The sequence below is a fragment of the Macellibacteroides sp. genome (assembly GCF_050251695.1).
Classification (GTDB): domain Bacteria; phylum Bacteroidota; class Bacteroidia; order Bacteroidales; family Tannerellaceae; genus Macellibacteroides; species Macellibacteroides fermentans.
Window position 1 is genome coordinate 15,038 of sequence record NZ_JBFWMI010000025.1, and the last position, 22,622, is coordinate 37,659.

Below are 22,622 nucleotides of genomic sequence, written 5' to 3' on the forward strand. Positions count from 1 at the left end.
CTTCCCATGGATGCCATAGGCGCCATTGTACCTCCGGAAACAGGCTGTGTCGTTGATACCGTACCTACATTTGAAGAGGTGGCCATACCACTCATTCCCGACATTCCTGAAGAGGCGGCCGAAACATTCTGGCCGGCAGATACTACCGGTTGGCGTACAGTTACTCCGGCAGAGCTTCCCGGAGCAGAGAAACGACGGATTGCCAACTGCTCCAGCTGCTTTAACAATTCGATGTTAGCTGCCGTATTTTTATACTGTTCATTCAGGTTACATAACTGATACCACTGACTTTTGACGCTATAATAAAGATTATTCCGGCTGTCTCTGAATTCCTCGTACTTCATACGCGCCATCTCTGCCGCCTCTGTACGGGCCGCCTTTTGGGTACCGAACCAGGGAAACATCTGCATCAGTGTGAGATCGGCTTTTTGTTTTCCCATAAGGGTTTCCATTGGTTCCAGAAAATAACCTATCTCAAGCTCCGGATCAGCATAGGCTCCCGCTTGGGGTATACGCTCTAACGAAGCTTTATACCCGGCAAACGCGGCCTTTACCTGCGGATTGTTTTGTGCTGCCATACGTAAATAGTAGGTAAGGCTATCGGTTTCGGATGCATAGATTGTTACTGAAGAAAACCAGAGTGCAATCCACATCAGACTGTATTTTATTATTTTATTCTTCATATTCTGTCTCCTTCATTGTTTGTAATTCATTCTGTTTTTTTTCCTTTCTCTGTTCTCGTTTCAATACCCCCTCACGCCACCAACATTGTAATACGGGTACAACAAACATGGTCATGGATTGAATCAACATACCACCGAAAGTGGGGATAGACATAGGCACCATGATATCTGCACCTTTGCCTGCAGAAGTTAACACAGGTAACAGGGCAATCAGTGTTGAAGCCGTAGTCATAGCTGCCGGGCGAACCCTTTTATTACCTGCAAATACTACTGCCTCGCGAATGGCAATCCTGGTTTTAGGATTTCGCTCCACAAATACATCATGAATGTATGTCCCCATCAACACCCCATCATCGGTCGCAATACCAAACAGAGCTATAAATCCAACCCATACGGCTACACTTAGGTTTATAGGATGCATCTGGAAGAGGTCGCGCATATTTATGTTATTCAACGAGAAATTCATGAACCAATCTTGTCCGTAAAGCCATAAAAAGATAAAACCTCCGGCAAATGCTACAAATACTCCCGAAAAATGAATAAAAGAAGCTGTTACAGTACGGAATTGGAAATAAAGGATCATCAAGATAGAAAGAAGCGCAATAGGGATAACAATCATTAAACGTTTAGTTGCACGCTCCTGTTGTTCATAATTTCCGGCAAATTTATAAGAAACCCCTTTGGCCAGTTTTAATTCGCCGTTTGCTATCTTATCTTCCAGTATCCTGGATGCCTCTTTTACCACATCGACTTCGGCTTTGCCTGCCAACTTGTCAAAGATTACATATCCTAATAAAAAGGTGTTCTCACTTTGAATCATTTGAGCTCCACGTTCGTAGCTGATATCTGCCAGCTCCTCCAAAGGTACCTGAACGCCCGTAGCCGTAGGAATCAACAACTTGGCAAGCTCTTCCGGACTATCACGTAATTCGCGGGCATAACGAAGTCTGACCGGGAATCGTTCTCTTCCTTCTACAGTGGTGGTTAGTACCATACCTCCAACGGCGGCACCCAATACCTCCTGCATATCGGATACATTAACCCCGTATCTGGCCATATTGGTACGATTCAATTCAATCTCGAGGTAGGGTGCCCCCACTGCCCTATCATAAAATACGGACGAAGGAATGACCGACGGAACCTCTTTCAAGGCTTGCTCAAGGGCCTTTCCTCCTTCTTCGATTGCTTCCAGATCGGGGCCGTATACTTTTATACCCATCGGCGCACGCATTCCGGTCGACAACATCACCTGTCGTGCTTCGATAGGTTGCAGTTTGGGTGCGGATGTTAGTCCGGGAAGGTGGGTTACATTCACAATCTCTTGCCAGATATCATTGCTACTCTTAATTTCAGGACGCCATTGGCGCAGGTAATCGCCGTAGCGATCGGCAATCAGGCTATCAGCAGGAATTATCCTGAATCCGTCGGCAGGATTATAAACACCTCCTCCTTTAAGCAAGAACTCTCCCTTGCTGTTCACTTTAAAGCGCATACGATGTCCGTCGCTATCCAGGATATATTCGGGACGGTAGTTTATCGTATTCTCGAACATCTGCACAGGAGCCGGATCCAGAGCTGAATTTACACGACCCCATTTCCCAACAGCTACATCCACTTCCGGTATTGCAGCTAACCTGCGATCTAAAGTTTCAATCAATTTTAAGTTTTGCTCCACACCCGTATGTGGCATGCTGGTAGGCATCAGGAGAAACGATCCTTCATTCAGACTGGGCATAAACTCTTGTCCGATTCCGGGAAATGTTTCTGAAGCACTTGTCCACAAAGAGGTTTGACGAACAGTTTTCCACCCCACTCCTTCTGCTCCAGTTGCCAGAAAACCAAAGGTTTTATCAAAACCCAACCAAATTAGTAGCCCGAAGAGTATGGTGAACAATGGGATAGACATGAATTTCCATCTATTTTCGAGACACCATCTTAATATCCTTTCATAAAAATGGACCAGCAGAGCAAATACGAACATTATAACGGCTACACTACCGGCTACAAACAGAATATTGGGAGTAATTCCATTTTCGGGTCCCATGGGCAACCAACCCTCCGATAAATAATAAAGGGTTATCAATAATGTAATACCAATATTGATATAGGTTGAAATCTTTGGATTTTTCCACCTGTAAGCCAATAAATTATTGAACCCAACGGCTGTAAGTCCCAAAGCCGGCACACTTCCATATATGATCAGAAGTACTACACCTGCTGTTATAAGTAAGTAATTTAAGCCCTTTCGCAGCAATGCAGAATTTGAACGGATCGAAAACAGGAAATACGTAAGTGTAGGCAATACCACTACACCCAGTATAAACGCAGAAGCAAGGGCAAATGTCTTGGTAAATGCCAACGGATGAAACATTTTTCCCTCCTGGGCTTCCATGGCAAATACAGGTATAAAGCTGATAACCGTTGTAAGCATACCTGTAAGCACTGCTCCGGAAACTTCACCGATAGCCTTATGAATAAGGTTTACAAAAGGCTTGCCTTTGTTGATACCCTTATTTTCGGGCATTTCCATATGTCTGATTACATTTTCAACGAACACAACACCTATATCTACCATAACTCCAATAGCGATTGCGATTCCGGACAGAGCTACAATGTTAGCATCTACTCCCACATTCCGCATGATAATAAATGTAGATAACACCGCCAACGGAAGCATACTCGCAATTATGAAAGAGGCACGTAGATTAAAAATCAGGACGATTATAACGATGATACAGATCAAAACCTCCTCTGTGAGAGCCGATTCCAACGTACCGATTGTCTCTTTAATCAATCCTGTACGATCGTAAAAGGGAACAACTGTAACTTTGGATACGGTTCCGTCTTCCAGCACTTTCTGCGGCATCCCTGCATCCATTTCTTCAATCTTTGCTTTTACATTATCTATAACCTTTAATGGATTAGAGCCGTAACGGGCAACAACTACCCCGCCAACTGCCTCTACCCCCTCCTTATCTAAACCACCTCGACGCGTTGCAGGTCCGAGATTTACAAATGCAACATCCTTGATGCGTACAGGCACCCCGTTTCGTACAGTAACAACAGCCTCCTCAAGATCGGCTACCTTTTTGATATAACCCAGACCACGGATCAGGTATTCAGCCTGATTTATTTCAACAGTCTCAGCTCCGATATCAAGATTGCTTTTTTGTACTGCATTCATCACATCCATAACGGACACATTGAACGAACGCATGGCATCGGGGTTAAGTTCCACCTGATACTCTCTTACGAATCCACCTGCTGAAGCTACTTCCGAAACACCTTCGGCGGCCGACAGAGAATACTTGACATAAAAGTCCTGGATTGTTCGAAGCTCTTCGGCATCCCAACCTCCGGTAGGTTTACCGGTCTTAGGGTCGCGCCCTTCCAACGTATACCAAAATATCTGTCCAAGTGCCGTGGCATCCGGACCTAATGCAGGTTGCACATCTGTAGGTAATGTTCCGGGAGGTAAGGAATTCAATTTTTCCAACACCCTCGAACGGCTCCAGTAAAACTCTACATCATCATTAAATATGATGTAGATAAAAGACATTCCGAACATGGAAGTGCTTCTAATCGTTTTTACTCCGGGAATACCAAGTAAAGACGTTGTAAGAGGATAGGTTATCTGATCCTGGATATCTTTCGGAGAACGCCCCATCCATTCGGTAGCAACAATCTGCTGGTTGTCTCCGATATCAGGAATGGCATCTACCGGAACAGGATCGCGAGGTAAAAAACCTCCGTCGCCCCAGCTGAAAGGAGCTGTTGATATACCCCAACCAATCAATGCAACCAAGAGCAATGATGTAATAACTCTGTTTTCCAGAAAATAACGAATAATCTTATTAATCATAGTGCAGTTACTTTAAGGGGTAATTTACTCGTTTCGAATCTATTGTACCGGACAATATTGCATTCAAAAGCCGGAAGCGATTTACCTTCCGGGATATCATTAATATATTTACATTGTTTGTTTTCATACACATTGTACAAATGTTAATTTTGAATTCTTCGACTGATTTACATCTTGAAGGACGTATTTAAAGTAAGCCTACGTTTCCGTTTCTTAGAAATCAAAATAAATGTAATGACCTGCTATCAAAGGGATAGCAGTTTCTTTTAGAAAAAGAAAAACTTTACATTTGTTTTAAAATCAGAATGAAAACAGGCTAAAGTTTCAGCCTTGAATCAAATCAACCATGTACAATTTCGAATGAACAGAGGAGGCCTGTCCAAACCGGGAGGATAGAACGAGAAATGGGAAACTGATTCCGATGATATTTCATTTGTAAGTAGTATACTCTGCATATCGTAAAGCACAGCGACTACATACATAAAGGATGAATTCAATGAAATTCTTTCTGTGAGATTCTGGTCGATAGAAATACGCATAGCTTTGACCTCATCAGAGCAACATCCATCTTTAGAATCATCGGGTCCGCAATTTGAACAAGAAAAATGTTGATCTGTCATAACTAAACTGACCTCGGCCAGTTTATTCATGCAATAATGATAGTTGATGGCTACCCCTGTAGAAACACCAACATATAGAAAGATCAATATGAATGCTAAAAATCTTCTCACAAAAGATCATTTATTTGTTCGGTTGCAAATTAACAGTTTATTTTTTGAATTGTCAACTTCAGCTAATCAAATTTCTGTTAATATTAGTATAACAATCTATTTATACCGCTTGTTTTGGCACTAACTTCCGATAGAATTGAAAATAATCTTTACTTTTGTACTATTTGAATCTTATCAACGTATATACAGATGAAAAATTCAGCTCTACTTCTATTCTTAATATTGTTTACTACAAACGTAGGCAATGCACAAAACGACTTTTCATCCTATTTTGAAAAGAGAACCCTGCGTATTGATTTTTCACTAACGGGAAATGACTCGATTCAGCAGGCTGCTGTACAACAACTGCGGGAAGAACCTGTTTGGGGCGGTCCGGTTAAAAATATGGAAGACCCATTTGGTTACGGAGGATATTATATCAATGTATATGATCTTGCTTCCGGGAAAAAGATATATTCACGTGGATTCAATACTTTGTTTGAGGAATGGAGAACAACCGACCAAGCTAAAGTGGAGACGCAATCATGGAACAACAGTGTATCGGTTCCATTTCCCCAAAAGCCGGTACGAATTGAATTATGCGCCAGGGATAAGTCAGATATGGAGTTTCATCCGATTATGACTCAAACGATTGATCCCAAAAGCATATTTATCGACCGCAGTCCTCTGAAAAAGAATAAGATTGTTAAAATTCAGGATAAAGGTGATTCTGCAGAAAAGGTAGATCTTGTATTCCTTGCCGAAGGTTATACAATGGAGGAATTAGAAAAATTTGAATCCGACGCCCGACGTTTCACTAAAACACTGTTCGATACGCCACCCTTCGGAAAATTCAAATCAGATTTTAATGTATGGGCTGTTTGCATTCCGTCTGAGGAGAGTGGCATGGATGTTTCGGGCGACAGTATCTGGAAAAATACGGCTTTGAATTCGGGTTATTACACATTCGGTATCGATCGTTATCTTACATCGCAAGATATGAAACCGATTAGGGATGCTGTATGGAATGTTCCCTGCGACGCGATATTTATCCTTGTGAACTCCGACACCTATGGAGGGGGTGGCATGTATAATTTTTATGCCATGAGTACGGCTCATAATGAACTTACCTCGGTTGTATTTGTACATGAATTCGGCCACAGTTTTGCGGGGTTAGCCGATGAGTATTTTGATTCGGAAGTTGCATACAACGATTTCTACAACCTTAAGTATGAGCCTTGGGAGCCAAACATCACCACATTGGTGAATTTTGAAAGTAAATGGAAAGATCTGCTTCCTAAAAAAACGCCTGTTCCAACTCCTTTAAACGAAACATTCAAGGAACAGATAGGGGTTTTTGAAGGTGGAGGATATCTTTCAAAAGGAATCTATCGCCCTATGAATAATTGTATGATGCGTAATTATCACCCCTTTTGTCCTGCATGCCAGAGAGGCATCACGCAAATGATAAATTTCCTGACAGACAGGCCTGTTAAATAAGAATATCTTATTAAATAAGCTGTACTGGCATTTTTAATAAGCAAAAATCACTACATTTGTACCAAATTTACTAGAATTACATGAAGGTGAAAAGAAAGCCTCTATTATATTTTATTGCAATTGCTGCGCTTCTTTTTTGTGGACCGGAAATACAGGCAAAAGATAAATTTGTTTTGGTTATTGACGCCGGACACGGAGGGAAGGATCCCGGTGCCCAGGGGTCTCGAATCGACGAGAAAGAAATCAATCTGGGGGTAGCTCTTAAAGTTGGAGAATTGATTGAGTCCAATCATAACGATGTTAAAGTTATCTATACCCGAAAAACGGATCGTTTTATTGAATTGGATGAGCGGGCAGAAATTGCCAACCGTGCAAAAGCGGATTTGTTTATGTCAATTCACACCAATGCGGTAAAACGGGGCAATTATGTAAAAGGCACAGAAACTTTTACTTTAGGTTTGGCGCGAACTGATGAGAATCTGCAGGTGGCAATGCGCGAAAACTCCGCGATCCTACTGGAAGATAATTATTTACAAAAGTATGAAGGATTCGACCCTAATTCGTCCGAATCTTACATTATTTTTGAGTTTATGCAAAACAAGCATATGGAACAAAGTATAGGCCTTGCCTCTGAGATCCAAAAAGCATTCACTTCTGCCAATCGGGTGGATCGTGGCGTGCGGCAAGCCGGACTTCTGGTTCTTCGCAAGACCAGCATGCCCAGTGTTCTTGTTGAGTTAGGATTTATTTCCAATAAAGAAGAGGAACGTTATATGAGCTCCAGCGAAGGACAGAATCAACTGGCTAGATCCTTGTATAACGCTTTTACAAAATACAAAAGAGAATACGATCGAAAACAAGGTGCTTTATCTAATGGAGCTGTTACCAATGCCAGGCCGGTTGAACTTACAGAATCAACCCCACAGGAGACGCCAGCAGAAAGAGAAAATATCACAGTAAATAAAGCAGATAAATCGGAAAGAAATACTTCCGGCAAACTGATTTACAAAATTCAAATACTGACCTCCGACAAAAAGCTAAGTGAATCTTCGAGGCTTTTTAAGGGATATAAGAACATCGATTCTTACAAGGAAGGTGGTTTGATTAAATACACTTATGGTGAAACAACCAGTTTTGAAGAAATAAAGAAATTGCGACGTAAAGTGGCAAAGGATTTTAAGGATGCTTTTATCATCGCGTTCAAAGATGGCAAAAAGGTTAAATATTAATGAGATACATAATTGAGAATATAAATAATTCATAATATTAAAGAATGAAAAACGTATTTACGAAAGAAGCGAAAATAGGATTAGCCACCATTGTAAGTCTGGCTCTACTCTATTTCGGAGTAAATTACCTTAAGGGTATAAATCTGTTCCAACCCGTTAATCATTATTATGTAACTTTCGACAATGTGAAGGATGTTACCATTTCTAGCCCTGTTTATGTGGAAGGTTTTAAGGTTGGGTTGGTTCGGGACATAATCTACGACTATTCAACTACAGATAAAGTAACCGTAGAGATCAGTCTGGAAGAGAAAATGAGAATTAACAAAGGCAGTTATATCGCCATTGTAAAAAGCATGCTGAGTGGAGGTGAATTACACATTCATTTAAATAAATATGTAACGGATTACCTTACTCCCGGAGATACGTTGGAGGGACATATGTCTGATGACATTATGGGGACTGTTCAAGATAAATTACTTCCTCAGGTGGTAGATCTTATTCCCAAAATCGATTCAATCCTTGTTGGATTGAATACCATTGTTAATCATCCGGCACTAAACCAGTCTTTAAATCAAATTGAACGGACCACCGGTAATCTGGAAGCCTCTACACGTCAGCTTAACAGTCTTTTAAGCAAAGACGTGCCGGTAATTGTATCCGATCTTAAAATGATAACATCCAATTTTGCAGAGATGAGTACAGAAATGAAGGGACTGGATCTCGAAACAACTGTGAATTCGATGAATGCAACGCTTGGAAATTTAAAGCTTACAACAGAGAAATTAAACTCATCAGACAATAGCCTTGGACTTTTATTAAACGACAAAGCATTGTATGAAAACCTGAACAGTACGGCAGACAATGCATCTAAATTACTTATTGATCTTAAACAAAATCCAAAACGATACGTTCATTTTTCAGTGTTCTAAAACATACGATTTCAGAGTTATTATGTTAATGTAATTTAGAATACATCTAATTAACTATTTTTTAATTTCTCTGGGATACTGCATCAAAAAAAGCCTTACAAAAAGGACTTACCTCCTTATTTTAAGGCTTTTTGCTTTTCCCGAGTCTTTTACCTCGCAGGGCTGAAATGCTTTTGTAACAAAGGATTTAAATCCCCTTTTTTTATAAAAATCAGATTATCAACCCAATAACAGTAACTCCCTGAAACTAAAAGGGATATTGAATATTCAAATTAACCAAACAAATTCACACTTTTTTTATTGGAATTATTTTATAAACTTTGTACTCATTAAGAATAAAGTTATAGTTGAGAGAATAAAATAAAATGCAAACTGATCATCAATTATTGTGGAATAAATGCCTTGCTGTCATTAAAGACAATGTCCCCGAGGCCGCTTTTAACACATGGTTTAGACCAATTATCCCGTTGTCGTATGATGATAGGAAATTCACCATTCAGGTTCCCAGCCAGTTCTTTTACGAGTATCTGGAAGAGAAGTATGTGAATGTCCTTAAACTTACATTATACAGGGTAATAGGGCAAGGTACAATCTTGAACTATCGTGTCATGGTAGACAAGAGTACCGGGGGAACAGTTGATTATCCTGCAGAAGAGGGATCTGTAGCAGTTAAAAAAGTAGCTCCTCAGGGTGCCAACAAAGCTCCTAATCCTTTTGTGCAAACAGCTCCTCAGGATTTAGATCCTCAGCTTAATCCAAAATACAGCTTTGATAATTACTTTGAAGGGACAAGTAATAAGCTGGTACGTACAGCTGGTGAAGCAGTTGCCCAGAACCCCGGAAAAACAACTTTTAATCCGTTGTTTATTTTTGGTCCGTCTGGCGTTGGAAAAACTCATTTATGTCATGCTATCGGCACACGCATACGGGAAGTCCATCCTTCCAAGAAGGTATTATATGTATCATCCCACCTATTCAGAGTTCAATTTACGGATGCAATCCGTAAAAACACAATAAATGATTTCCTGAATTTCTATCAAAACATTGACGTGTTGATTCTGGATGATATTCAGGAGATGATTGGACTTGATAAAACTCAGAATACTTTTTTCCATATTTTCAACCACCTTCATCAGTTAGGGAAACAGCTTATTCTAACTTCGGATAAAGCACCGGTTGACTTACAAGGAATGGAAGAGCGTTTGATTACACGTTTAAAGTGGGGTCTTACAGCAGAATTATGTCGTCCGGATTTAGATTTAAGAAAAAAGATTTTGAAAAACAAAATCAATCATGACGGTATTGTTATTCCAGATGAAGTATTCAACTTCATTGCTACCAATGTAACCGAAAATGTACGTGATCTGGAAGGTATTTTAGTTTCTTTAATGGCTAACGCAGTTATCAATAATAAGGAAATTGACCTCCCATTAACTAAAAGAGTGGTTAGTCAAGCTGTTCGCCTGGAGAAAAAACAATTATCAGTTCAGACAATACAGGAAACTGTTTGTAAATTTTTCAATCTAGAACTCTCGGCCATACAAACACGTTCTCGGAAACGTGAAGTTGTACAAGCCAGACAGATTACGATGTTCCTGTCTAAAAAATATACAGACAGCTCATTTGCCCACATTGGTAAGATTGTAGGAAAAAAAGACCATGCAACAGTATTACATGCATGCAAAACAATTAAAGACCAAATTGAAACTTGTAAGACATTTCGTTCTACCGTTGAACAGATTGAAGTACAGCTCAAAAATTAAATTTCTTCCGTTAAATAACAGAAAAGGATGCTTTTGTATACAAAAGCATCCTTTTCTGTTTTGGAAAACCTACAAAAACAAGGTTTTATTTTTTGGAAAACTTTTCATCTTCTCAAATTTTATAAATAAATGAATATCAAGATATTAAAATTTATTTTTGGAAATTATCTATTTTCATCTGTTTTTTAACGTATAACATTTGGTCAAGTTGCAAAGTATTATTAAACTTGCAACTGTAATAAAAACTATTAGCTGTGGACAACAAAACATACACCTTTGACGAAGCATTTAAAGCTTCAAAAGAATATTTCGCAGGCGACGAATTAGCCGCCAAGGTATGGGTAAACAAATATGCCCTTAAAGATGCCTTCGGAAATATCTTCGAAAAAACTCCGACCGATATGCACCATCGCCTCGCTGGTGAAATTGCGAGAATTGAAAAAAAATACCCCAACCCTCTTTCCGAACAGGAATTGTTCGAGCTTTTTGACCATTTCCGTTACATCGTTCCACAAGGAAGTCCGATGACTGGTATTGGAAACAATCATCAGATTGCTTCGTTATCCAACTGCTTTGTAATTGGAATGGATGGGAAAGCCGACTCCTATGGAGCTATTATCCGCATTGATGAAGAACAAGTGCAGCTAATGAAACGACGTGGTGGTGTAGGTCATGACCTATCTCACATCCGGCCAAAAGGTTCTCCGGTAAAGAACTCTGCACTTACCTCTACCGGATTGGTACCTTTCATGGAAAGATACTCAAATTCAACCAGAGAAGTTGCACAAGATGGCCGCCGAGGAGCATTGATGCTTAGCGTATCAATAAAACACCCCGACTCAGAATCGTTCATTGATGCAAAGATGACCGAAGGAAAGGTTACCGGAGCCAATGTTTCGGTGAAATTGGACGACGACTTCATGAAAGCTGTCGTTAACAAAACCACCTATAAACAACAATACCCCGTTGATTCGGCAAATCCAACAACAGTAAAAGAGATTGACGCAGCCACTCTCTGGCAAAAGATTATACACAATGCATGGAAATCGGCTGAACCAGGAGTACTTTTCTGGGATACTATTATCCGCGAATCTGTACCTGATTCGTATGCTGACCTTGGGTTTCAGACGATTTCAACAAATCCTTGCGGAGAAATTCCATTGTGTCCATACGATAGCTGTCGGTTATTGGCTCTGAACTTATACTCCTATGTAGTGAAACCGTTTACTAAAGAGGCTTATTTTGACTACGAACTGTTTGTAAAGCATGTACGTCTTGCCCAACGCATCATGGACGATATAATTGATCTTGAAAGTGAAAAGATCGAAAAGATTCTTGCAAAAATAGACTCAGACCCAGAAACAAATGAGGTAAAACAAACCGAACGTCATTTGTGGGAGAAGATACAGAAAAAAACATTGCAGGGAAGACGTACCGGTGTGGGTATTACTGCCGAAGGTGATATGATTGCAGCTCTTGGATTACGCTATGGCACTGATGAAGCTACAGATATGGCTGAAAACATCCAGCGTACCTTGGCTATTGAAGCTTATCGATCATCAGTATACATGGCAAAAGAAAGGGGTGCCTTTGAAATATATGATACTAAAAGAGAAGAAAAAAATCCGTTTATCAACAGATTGCGTGAAGCAGATCCCAGTCTCTACGAAGATATGGTTAAATACGGACGTCGTAACATTGCTTGTTTAACCATAGCTCCTACAGGAACAACCAGCCTGATGACCCAAACTACATCAGGTATTGAGCCTGTGTTCCTTCCTGTGTATAAACGCAGACGCAAGGTAAATCCTAATGATACCGATGCTCGTGTAGACTTTGTTGATGAAACCGGTGACGCATACGAAGAGTACATTGTATTCCATCATAACTTTGTTACATGGATGCAGGCTAATGGATATTCTGTAACCAAGAGATACTCTTCGGAAGAAATAGATGAACTTGTCGCTAAATCTCCTTACTATAAAGCAACATCAAACGATGTTGACTGGTTACAAAAAGTAAGAATGCAGGGACGAATCCAGAAATGGGTAGATCACTCGATCAGCGTTACCATAAATCTCCCTGCAGATGTAAATGAAGAGTTGGTAGATAAATTATATATTGAAGCTTGGAAAAGCGGATGCAAGGGATGTACTGTTTACCGTGACGGTTCTCGTTCCGGAGTACTTGTCTCAACTCAGAAAACCAAGAAAAAAGAAGATGCAAACTGCATGGAGCCTCCAGTAATAGTAGCTAAACGCCCTCGTGAGCTGGAAGCAGATGTTGTGAAATTCCAGAACAACAAAGAAAAATGGATAGCCTTCGTAGGACTCCTTAATGGAAAACCTTATGAAATATTCACTGGTCTAGCAGATGATGAAGAGGGAATCATGCTTCCTAAAAACGTAACAAAGGGAACTATAATCAAGAGTTACGACGAAGACGGGAATAAACATTATGATTTCCAGTTTAAGAATAAGCGTGGCTACAAAATGACTATCGAAGGTTTGGATGGTAAGTTTGATCCCGAATTTTGGAATTACGCTAAACTTATCTCCGGAGTTTTAAGATATGGTATGCCCATCGATCAGGCCATCAAATTGGTACAGGGACTTGAACTTAACAACGAGTCAATCAATACATGGAAAAATGGCGTGGAAAGAGCGTTAAAGAAATACCTGCCTAACGGAACAGAAGCGAAGGGCCAGAAGTGTCCAAATTGCGGACATGAAACCTTGATCTATCAGGAAGGATGCCTTATCTGTACCAATTGCGGAGCATCAAGATGCGGATAATAAAAACGAACTATAATTATTCTAAAAAATGCGGGGATATTTCTCCGCATTTTTTATACCTTCGTATCCATTACTATATTTGATACATATGAAAGTAACCTTTATAATAAACTTCCACACCGTTTGGGGACAAAAGTTGTACGTTGTCGGATCTATACCGGCTTTAGGATCCTGGGATCCGGTGTTTGCAAAAGAAATGGTTTATACTGATGGTGGGAACTGGCAATTGACACTTGATTTACCAGAAGATACCGAATATGTTGAATATAGGTATTTTATAAGTGTAAACGAAAAGAGAATTTTTGAAGAATGGGAAAAAAACCATAGAATCAGTTTCGACAAGGAGTTTTCAAAATACTCTTTGTATGATTACTGGCAAGTACGACCAGCCAATCTTGCCTTTTATACCTCTGCGTTTACTCACAGTCTTTTTGCACATCCCTGCAACACTCATGAACGTATTGTTAAAAGCGATAAAAAAATTTCCATCAAAGTTGGTGCTCCACGTATAGAAAAACATCAATCAGTCGCAATTACCGGAAATCAACCTTGCTTAGGTGATTGGAATCCCGACAAAGCCCTCAAACTAAGTTGTGATACCTTTCCTGAATGGCACATAGACCTTGATGCTTCAGAACTACATAATCCGCTTGAATATAAATTTATCCTGTATGATAATAACTCACGAAGTATTGTAAGTTGGGAAGGTGGTGAAAACAGGGTACTCGACCTTCCACCACAGGCCAATGGAGAAGCGGTAGTTATATCCGGATTGTATTATCGAGACGTACAACCTTTATGGCGTGGAGCAGGCACAGTTATACCCGTTTTCTCACTCCGTTCAGAGAACAGTTTTGGCACAGGCGACTTGTTTGATCTGCGTCTCTTGATAGACTGGGCAAGGAAAACCGGACAATGCATCATTCAGACCCTCCCCATGAATGATACCACGATGACACATACTTGGGTGGACTCCTATCCATACAGTGCCATATCTATTTTTGCGCTTCATCCAATGTATATCAGTCTAAACTGGTTGGGTGAGCTTAAAGATAAAAAGAAAGCCGATTTTTATGCAGAGATACAACACAATCTGAATGCAAAAGAGGCTGTAGACTATGAGTTGGTTGTAAAATACAAAACGGCTTATTGTCGCGACTACTTCGAGCAAGAAGGGCTTCAGTGTATTGAAAACGAGGCGTTCAATACGTTCTATACACAAAATGAATCCTGGCTGCTCCCATACGCAGCTTATTGCTATCTACGGGATAAAAATGGCACTCCCGAATTTAGTCAATGGGGTAAATTCGCCAATTATGACAAAGGTGCAATTCAGGCTCTTTGTGCCAAAAACAGTGAAGCATATCCAGAAATAGCATTTAGCTATTTCCTGCAGTTTGTCCTACATACCCAATTTAGTTCGGTAAGTGAATATGCCCGTAAAAACGGTATTGTGCTAAAAGGAGACATTCCCATCGGAGTGAACAGAAACAGTGTGGAAACGTGGACAGAGCCGAAGTATTTCAATATGAACGGGCAGGCTGGAGCACCACCTGACGACTTCTCTGCCAATGGACAGAACTGGATGTTCCCCACATATAACTGGGAAGAGATGGAAAAAGACGGCTATGCCTGGTGGAAAAAACGTTTTCGTAAAATGTCCGACTATTTCGATGCCTTCCGTATCGATCATATCCTCGGCTTCTTTCGGATTTGGGAGATACCACAGGATTTTATCCAGGGATTGTGCGGTCATTTCAATCCAGCATTACCCTTCTCCAGAAACGAGATTGAGCAGTATGGGCTTACCTTCAATGAAGCCCGCTTTACGACACCGCATATTCATCAAAAATTCTTAACCGAATTATTTGATGAACTTACATCGGAAGTAAAAGGCTCATTCCTTGCCCAATCTTCATCCAATCATTATGTGCTGAAACCATTTTGCAATACACAGCGTAAAATCGAAAAGTTGTTCGAAGGCAAAGAAGATCTAAAATCTCAACGCATTAAAGAGGGCCTTTTTGCCATAGCAAATGAGATGCTTTTCTTGCCTGATCCGCATAACGAACTGTTGTTTCACCCCCGCATATCCGCAATGAACTCGTTCATTTATAAAGAACTTTCGGAAAGCGAACGGTATGCATTCGATCAATTATACTGGCACTTCTTCTATCGCCGGCATACTGAATATTGGAAATTACAAGCCTATAAGCATTTAGTACCATTAGTTGCCTGTACCGACATGCTGGTTTGTGGAGAAGATTTGGGTATGATACCAGATTCTGTACCCGAAGTGATGAAAAAGCTTCAGATTTTAAGTCTGGAGATTGAACGTATGCCCAAAACATCTCATAGAGAGTTTTCAGATCTGTTGTCGTTGCCCTATAACTCCGTTTGTACAACATCTACTCACGATATGACACCGATCCGAAACTGGTGGAAAGAAGATCCGGATAAAACCAAGCGATATTTCAACCAGATTTTATTAAGGGTTGGAGTAGCTCCAGATGAATGCAGGGAAGATATAGCAAGACAAATTATATCCAATCATCTTGAAACACAATCCATGCTTACCATCCTGCCACTTCAAGATTGGTTTGCAATAGATGATTCCATAAAACGAAGCGATATAGAGTCAGAACGAATTAACGTGCCAGCTAACTCCAGACATTACTGGCAGTATCGTATGCACATCAATCTGGAGGAATTGATAAGAGCAGACTCTTTAAATGAAAAGATATCCTTCCTGATTAGAAAAAGCGGTAGGCATTGAGATGAAGAAAATTAAATACGTTCTATTCTATATTCTATAGAAAAAATATTCAGCAAATAAATCGTGCGGAGAGCTTACTCTTCGCACGACATAATACATTTACCGTTAAAACGCGCATTGGGCTCAATCTCGATTGATCGGATACAGATATCTCCTGCTATCCGGGCAGTCGACTTTAGCACCAGCTTGCCATTCACTTTTACACAACCGGCTATTTCGCCCATTATCTCCGCATTTTCGGCAGTAACATTGCCTAAAACAGAACCTTTAGGACCTATCACTATTTTCCCGCCACAAAGAATATCACCTTCCACCTTACCATCAAGACGAAAATCAGTATCAGCCATTACATTCCCTTTTATTGCAGAACCTGACGACAATACATTATGCAGTCCGCCAGCAGGAGTTTCCTCCTTATGTTTTAGATTCATCATATCCTATTTCTTTTGTGAAGAGACAAATATAGACTTTTTTTGTCAGATATGTTTAAATTCATTACTTTTACCTCTAATTTAAAACAATATGACAACACAAATTGAATTAAGGGAAATGATATTCCACGCTTATCACGGAGTTCTTCAACAAGAAAAGCTGGTTGGAAATACTTTTGTCGTCAATTTATTACTTACTGCAGACCTTTCCAATGCCATTCAAAGTGATCGGTTGGAAGATACCATTGATTATAGTCAGCTATTCGGTCTGGTAAAAGATGAAATGAGTATACCTTCCCAACTCCTTGAGCATGTAGCTGGCAGGATAGTTCACTCTATAAAAGAGAAATATCCAATCGTAAAAGAGATAACGCTAAAGCTTTCCAAACTCAATCCTCCATTCTCGGGAGAGGTACACAGCGCATCAATAATTCTTAACGAAAAGTTCCGTTGATATATCAGGGCTTTTTATGTATCTTTGTACCCTAAAGTTCAAACATCGTCTATGGCTTTTACCAATAACGTAATGATTGTGCGTCATAAATTGCTGGCGCAATTGGTCAGACTCTGGAATGAAAACCGTCTTCTGGATGAAATTGACCGCCTTCCTTTGGAATTAAGTCCCCGTAAATCAAAAGTAATAGGTCGCTGTTGTGTACACAAAGAGCGAGCTGTCTGGAAGTACAAATCCTTTCCATTACTTGGGTTTGACATGAGCGATGAAGTTGACGAACTAACACCATTGTCTGAATATGCAAAAAAGGCTCTGCTGCGTACTGAAAATAAAAAAGAGAATCTGCTATGCGTAATTGATGAAGCATGCTCTTCTTGTGTACAAGTCAATTACGAAATCACCAACCTTTGCCGTGGATGTGTAGCCCGTAGCTGCTACATGAACTGTCCCAAAGATTCTATCGTATTTCAAAAGAACGGTCAGGCCAGCATTGATCACGAAACCTGCATCAGCTGCGGAAAATGTCATAGCAGCTGTCCATATCATGCAATTGTTTATGTACCGATTCCCTGTGAGGAGGCTTGTCCTGTGAAAGCAATCAGTAAAGATGAGTATGGCATTGAGCACATTGATGAAAGCAAATGTATCTACTGTGGTAAATGTATAAATGCATGTCCTTTTGGAGCCATATTTGAAATTTCCCAGGCATTTGATGTTTTACAAAGATTGCGTAATAAAGAAGAAATGGTTGCAATTGTAGCCCCTTCCATCCTTGCTCAATTTAGTGCTCCAATCGAAAATGTATATGGAGCGATCAAGGCCATGGGCTTTGCCGAAGTAGTTGAAGTTGCACAAGGTGCGATGGAAACAACCCGGCGTGAGGCAGAAGAACTGAAGGAAAAACTGGCAGAAGGACAACCGTTCATGACTACCTCATGCTGTCCTTCATACGTTGAGCTTGCCAACAAGCACATTCCGGACATGAAAAAATACATCTCTCACACCGGTTCACCCATGTACTACACAGCCAGGATCGTAAAAGAGAAATACCCTAATGCAAAAATTGTATTTGTGGGACCCTGTGTAGCCAAGCGACAAGAGGTAAAACGAGATGGTTGTGTCGATTTTACATTAACCTTCGAAGAGGTTGGTTCAATTTTAACAGGACTAAACATCAATATTAACGAAGCACGACCATTTTCCGTACTATTCAAATCTGTACGTGAAGCCCATGGATTTGCTCAGAGTGGCGGAGTAGTAAACGCCGTTAAAGTCTACTTAAAAGAAGAACAAGACAGCATTAGCGCCGTTCAGGTGGCTAACCTTGATAAAAAGAACATTGGTCTGTTGCGTGCATTCGCTAAGACTGGCAAAACACCTGCACAATTCATTGAAGTCATGGCTTGCGAAGGTGGTTGCGTAACGGGCCCTTGTACTCACAACGACAAAAAAACCGGTCAGAAACAACTTATAAACGAACTTACTAAACGATAACACAATATGAACAGATTTTTATTAGGAGCTGCCCTTACAGGCACCCTGATGCTATTCTCATGCGGAAGTAAAGAACTTACCTCCTATGGAAACAGGACATTACAAGTATTTAACCAGACTCCGGTACGCTTTGCTCCGGATAAATACCCCGATGGTATTAATGAATCGGCTTCAGATAGCGTGATTCACCTTACCAACGGACGTATCATTCTAAAAAAAATAACCTTACCACCTTATCAACGTAATGTAAAGGTAAAGGCGAAGGTTACTCTTGCATCTAATGGAGACCGCTGGGATAAGTCGGGTTCATGCTTCGTACTTCCTAAATCTTCTGCAATAAACTTACTCAATATTGCCAAAGGAGAACAGAAATTTCCTGCAGTAGACAGCACCAAACTTGAGAAACTAATCGGGGTACTGGCTGGCGAGAACTATAAACCGACTGTTGAACTTTTGCGCTTTATGACTCCTTTCGGCGTTGGATTTTATAGTAACGACAATGATAGCCTGAGTAGTACCCGTAAACCTGTTTACATTGATAAATGGGCTAAAAATGTAGTTTGGGAGCAAGATATTACTGATCTGTATTCAATGCTTGAACGCGAAGCCTATGTGGGAATATTTATTGACACCTGGACACCTGAAGGCTATATTGCAAGCCTTGTACTTGATATTGAAGAATCGCAGATAGGAGTCGATGCTATTAAGCAAAAACACGTGGAACCTCTTATTAATACGGTATACTATATGGGACAAACCTATCCCGATATTTTTGCACGTAAGGACGTTTCCACCACATTCAACATTCCTGCCGGCGCCCGCAACGTAAAGCTGAAATATATAGTAACAGGCCACGGTGGTCATTCTGGAGGAGACGAGTTTGTTGAAAAGAGAAACATCATCTCGATTGATGGTAAAGAGGTGCTCAATTTTATACCATGGCGTGACGATTGCGCTTCGTTCCGTCGTTTTAATCCTGCAACAGGTGTGTGGCTGCGTGAACGTCTGGCAGCCTATATTGGCAAAGGTGGATACCAAAAGAAGTTGGTGGAAGAACCATTGGCTTCTTCAGATTTATCACGCTCCAACTGGTGTCCGGGCAGCGATGTAAAACCGGTAGAGGTTGCTCTTCCTAACCTTGGTGAAGGAAGTCATACAATCACCTTCAGCATTCCTGAAGCTCAAAACATCAAAGACAACGAACTAAACCACTGGCTCATTTCAGCCTATTTGGTTTGGGATAAATAAATTTCTAAATAAGCTGTACCATGGATACGTTGTTACCTTTCGCACTACTGTGCCTCACCTCTTTTTTTACGCTGACCAATCCACTCAGCATCATGCCTATCTTTCTAACCATGACTGACGGGTTTTCTGATATGGAGCGGAAAGCCATTGTAAAGAGGGCTACCATCGTATCTTTTATCACATTGGTGATGTTCGCTGTTTCTGGTCAGCTATTGTTTAAATTTTTTGGTATCTCCACCAACGGCTTCCGGGTCGTTGGTGGAGTTATTTTCTTTGCCATAGGTTGGGACATGCTTCAGGCTCGTATCACAAAAGTAAAACTCAAGGAAGACGAGATCAAAACTTATGCCAAAGATATTTCAATCACCCCCCTTGCCATTCCTATGATTTGCGGACCGGGATCCATTACTAACGCAATTGTACTTATGGAAGAGGCTGATACATTTTGGATGCAGGTAGTACTTATTGCCTCTATTGCGATCGTATATCTGCTAACATTCATCATTTTGCGTGCGGCAACCCGCATTAATAAAATCATAGGCGAGACTGGCAATAATGTGATGATGCGTCTGATGGGACTTATTCTTATGGTTATTGCTATCGAATTCTTTGTAAGTGGAATCAAACCTATTCTGATAGACATCCTTCGTCAAGCACCTATACAATAGAATACATTATTGAAGATTTAAACATAAGTGTAGATGAAACTGGACAAGATCAAAGTAATCGGATTCGATGCAGATGACACCCTTTGGATTAATGAAAGTTATTTTTTAGAAACCGAGCATAAACTATATAAATTGCTAGCCCCATACGCAAGCAAAGAAATTGTTGCCGATCAACTGTATCGTACAGAAATGCAAAATATGCCACTGTACGGGTATGGAGTTAAAGCTTATATACTCTCTGTTATGGAAACGGCGATTAAGCTTGCAGGGGATCAGGCAACCGCCTCTCTTTTACATCAAATACTTATTTTTGGAAAAGAACAACTCGAACAACCCGTCGAATTATTACCAGATGTTCACAAAACACTCAATGCCCTGTATGGAAAATACAAACTCATTGTTGTAACCAAGGGAGACTTGCTGGATCAGGAGCGTAAACTTCTTCGTTCCGGTATTGCACACCTGTTTCATCACGTAGAAATAATAAGTGACAAAACACCCCAGACATACCGACAACTGTTAAATCATCTGGACATACAACCAGAAGAATTTCTTATGACTGGTAATTCTATGAAATCGGATATTCTTCCCCCACTCAGTCTTGGCTGTTATGCCATTCACGTTCCGTATAAAACTACTTGGGCGCACGAAACAGCCGAAGCACCTCAACAAAATTCCAGATTCAAAGAGGTTGGCACATTATGGGATATTGTCGATTTCCTATGATTATTCCTTACACAAATCCTGCATCACCAAGCCTGCAAGTGTAAAACCAAACATTGCAGTTGTATGGGCGAGTGTTCCATTAATGCGTGCCTTCGAACTGCACCATTCATGGTTGGCAAGATCCGGATCTCCGGGTGCATTATGAGATTTCGGACATAGACAAGCACTTGTACCACAAGAGGAATTAGCGCCTCTGTTTTCGAGTAACTCCTCACTAAACACGCATTTAAATTTTTTTGAAGGCTTCTCGCCTTTTTTCATTTTCCGGCGAAGTGCTGCAGCTAACGGACAACCCTTTACTTTCCAGAACTCGGCGACTTCAATTTTTAACGGATTCATTTTCAGGGCAGCTCCCATTGAGGAAAAGAATACCGCGTCTGTTTTTGTTGCCCTACGAATCAAGTCGGCTTTATTTTCCAGACTATCAATCGCATCTATAATATAATCGTAAGAATGTAAGGCAAACGAATCGGCTGTTTCAGCACTGTAAATCTGCTGCAGCGCAGTTATTTCGGCCAATGGGTTAATATCAAGTAAACGCTCTTTAAGTACATCCACCTTTACTCTGCCCACGGTCTTAGTCGTGGCCATCAACTGACGATTAATGTTGGTGACACAGATACGGTCGGAATCAACAATTGTAAGATATCTGACTCCCGATCTAACCAGACTCTCAGCACACCAGCTACCTACACCACCTACTCCGAAAATTATTACACGAGCTGATGCAATACGTGTCATCCAATCATTGCCAACCAATAACTCCGTACGTTTAAAAATACCTTTTTCTAACCCCATTCAATATATTTGCATTGATTTTGGCCGCAAAAATACAACAAAATACAGCAACACAAAAACCTGGATAAGAATACAACCATTTTTAACCACGAAAGATATAAAAAATGTACCTTTGCGCGCAAATTTTAGGAAATGCAATATTTTGGTGAGATTCTTTCTGTTGGTGTTGCCATTTCATGGACAGCCACAGCCCTATTTGCCGAAGTGGGTAGTAAACGACTGGGCTCTTTGCAACTCAACGTGATCCGTATGTCTCTCTCCCTGCTTTTTTTGGGAATCACATTGTGGTGGTTTACCGGTTCACCTCTACCAATATACGCTGATGGACGTACTTGGTTCTGGCTATCATTATCAGGCTTTGTAGGCTATGTACTAGGAGATTATTGTCTTTTCAATGCTTATGTTCTGATAGGGTCACGTTTTGGACAACTCTTTATGACTCTAGCCCCTATTGCCGCCGCTTTTTCCGGATGGTTAATTCTTGGCGAAAAATTATCAATTCAAGCTATAGCTGGAATGCTGGTCACCCTCTCTGGCATCGCTCTATCTGTATTGA

The 22,622-nt window shown here is 40.6% G+C and carries 17 protein-coding genes; 12 read left to right on the forward strand and 5 right to left on the reverse strand.

Features of this window, described 5'->3' with window-relative positions:
- From AB7E53_RS05710 to AB7E53_RS05720, 3 genes are all read right to left on the reverse strand, one after another.
- On the reverse strand, positions 1-653 hold a 653-nt coding region (locus AB7E53_RS05710), incomplete at its 3' end, for a TolC family protein (RefSeq protein ID WP_446774684.1).
- A 19-nt stretch (positions 654-672) separates the two neighbouring features.
- A complete protein-coding gene (locus AB7E53_RS05715; RefSeq protein ID WP_446774672.1) occupies positions 673-4,545 on the reverse strand; it encodes an efflux RND transporter permease subunit in 3,873 nt (1,290 codons plus the stop codon).
- Positions 4,546-4,880: 335 nt separating this feature from the next.
- A complete protein-coding gene (locus AB7E53_RS05720) occupies positions 4,881-5,276 on the reverse strand; it encodes an HYC_CC_PP family protein (RefSeq protein WP_446774674.1) in 396 nt (131 codons plus the stop codon).
- Positions 5,277-5,465: 189 nt separating this feature from the next.
- Between AB7E53_RS05720 and AB7E53_RS05725 the strand changes: the two genes are divergently transcribed.
- The 6 genes from AB7E53_RS05725 (at position 5,466) to AB7E53_RS05750 (ending at position 16,247) form a co-directional block, all read left to right on the forward strand.
- On the forward strand, positions 5,466-6,755 hold the full coding sequence (locus tag AB7E53_RS05725) for a M64 family metallopeptidase (protein ID WP_446774676.1): 1,290 nt from the start codon (positions 5,466-5,468) through the stop codon (positions 6,753-6,755).
- Positions 6,756-6,835: 80 nt separating this feature from the next.
- Positions 6,836-7,984 carry an N-acetylmuramoyl-L-alanine amidase family protein gene (locus tag AB7E53_RS05730; protein ID WP_079681900.1) on the forward strand — a complete coding sequence of 383 codons (1,149 nt, stop codon included), beginning with the start codon at positions 6,836-6,838 and terminating at the stop codon, positions 7,982-7,984.
- A gap of 44 nt (positions 7,985-8,028) precedes the next feature.
- Entirely contained in the window at positions 8,029-8,913 is an 885-nt protein-coding gene (locus AB7E53_RS05735) for an MlaD family protein (RefSeq protein WP_079681899.1), read from the forward strand.
- A 365-nt stretch (positions 8,914-9,278) separates the two neighbouring features.
- Positions 9,279-10,676 (forward strand): chromosomal replication initiator protein DnaA, encoded by a 1,398-nt coding sequence (gene dnaA / locus AB7E53_RS05740; RefSeq protein WP_079681898.1) that lies wholly within the window; start codon positions 9,279-9,281, stop codon positions 10,674-10,676.
- A gap of 254 nt (positions 10,677-10,930) precedes the next feature.
- On the forward strand, positions 10,931-13,471 hold the full coding sequence (locus tag AB7E53_RS05745; protein WP_079681897.1) for an adenosylcobalamin-dependent ribonucleoside-diphosphate reductase: 2,541 nt from the start codon (positions 10,931-10,933) through the stop codon (positions 13,469-13,471).
- Between the two features lie 88 nt (positions 13,472-13,559).
- Positions 13,560-16,247: a 4-alpha-glucanotransferase gene (locus tag AB7E53_RS05750; RefSeq protein WP_446774678.1), complete on the forward strand. Its 2,688-nt coding sequence runs from the start codon at positions 13,560-13,562 to the stop codon at positions 16,245-16,247.
- Positions 16,248-16,321: 74 nt separating this feature from the next.
- Here the strand turns inward: AB7E53_RS05750 and AB7E53_RS05755 are convergent, their stop codons facing one another.
- Positions 16,322-16,678, reverse strand: a complete 357-nt coding sequence (locus tag AB7E53_RS05755) for a bactofilin family protein (RefSeq protein ID WP_079681895.1) — start codon at positions 16,676-16,678, stop codon at positions 16,322-16,324.
- A gap of 91 nt (positions 16,679-16,769) precedes the next feature.
- On the opposite strand from AB7E53_RS05755, the gene folB reads away from it, so the two are divergent.
- The 5 genes from folB to AB7E53_RS05780 are packed head-to-tail and all read left to right on the forward strand — an operon-like array spanning position 16,770 to position 21,268.
- Entirely contained in the window at positions 16,770-17,132 is a 363-nt protein-coding gene (gene folB, locus AB7E53_RS05760; RefSeq protein WP_079681894.1) for a dihydroneopterin aldolase, read from the forward strand.
- Positions 17,133-17,183: 51 nt separating this feature from the next.
- A complete protein-coding gene (locus AB7E53_RS05765; protein WP_079681893.1) occupies positions 17,184-18,626 on the forward strand; it encodes a monomeric [FeFe] hydrogenase in 1,443 nt (480 codons plus the stop codon).
- A 6-nt stretch (positions 18,627-18,632) separates the two neighbouring features.
- Positions 18,633-19,874: a PNGase F N-terminal domain-containing protein gene (locus AB7E53_RS05770; protein WP_179399302.1), complete on the forward strand. Its 1,242-nt coding sequence runs from the start codon at positions 18,633-18,635 to the stop codon at positions 19,872-19,874.
- 20 nt (positions 19,875-19,894) lie between these two features.
- Positions 19,895-20,542, forward strand: a complete 648-nt coding sequence (locus tag AB7E53_RS05775; protein ID WP_079681891.1) for a MarC family protein — start codon at positions 19,895-19,897, stop codon at positions 20,540-20,542.
- Between the two features lie 33 nt (positions 20,543-20,575).
- A complete protein-coding gene (locus tag AB7E53_RS05780; protein WP_446774680.1) occupies positions 20,576-21,268 on the forward strand; it encodes an HAD family hydrolase in 693 nt (230 codons plus the stop codon).
- Here the strand turns inward: AB7E53_RS05780 and AB7E53_RS05785 are convergent, their stop codons facing one another.
- Positions 21,269-22,066: a tRNA threonylcarbamoyladenosine dehydratase gene (locus AB7E53_RS05785; RefSeq protein ID WP_079681890.1), complete on the reverse strand. Its 798-nt coding sequence runs from the start codon at positions 22,064-22,066 to the stop codon at positions 21,269-21,271.
- A 132-nt stretch (positions 22,067-22,198) separates the two neighbouring features.
- Between AB7E53_RS05785 and AB7E53_RS05790 the strand changes: the two genes are divergently transcribed.
- Positions 22,199-22,622, forward strand: a 424-nt coding sequence (locus tag AB7E53_RS05790) for a DMT family transporter (protein WP_446774682.1), incomplete at its 3' end; no start/stop codon positions are given.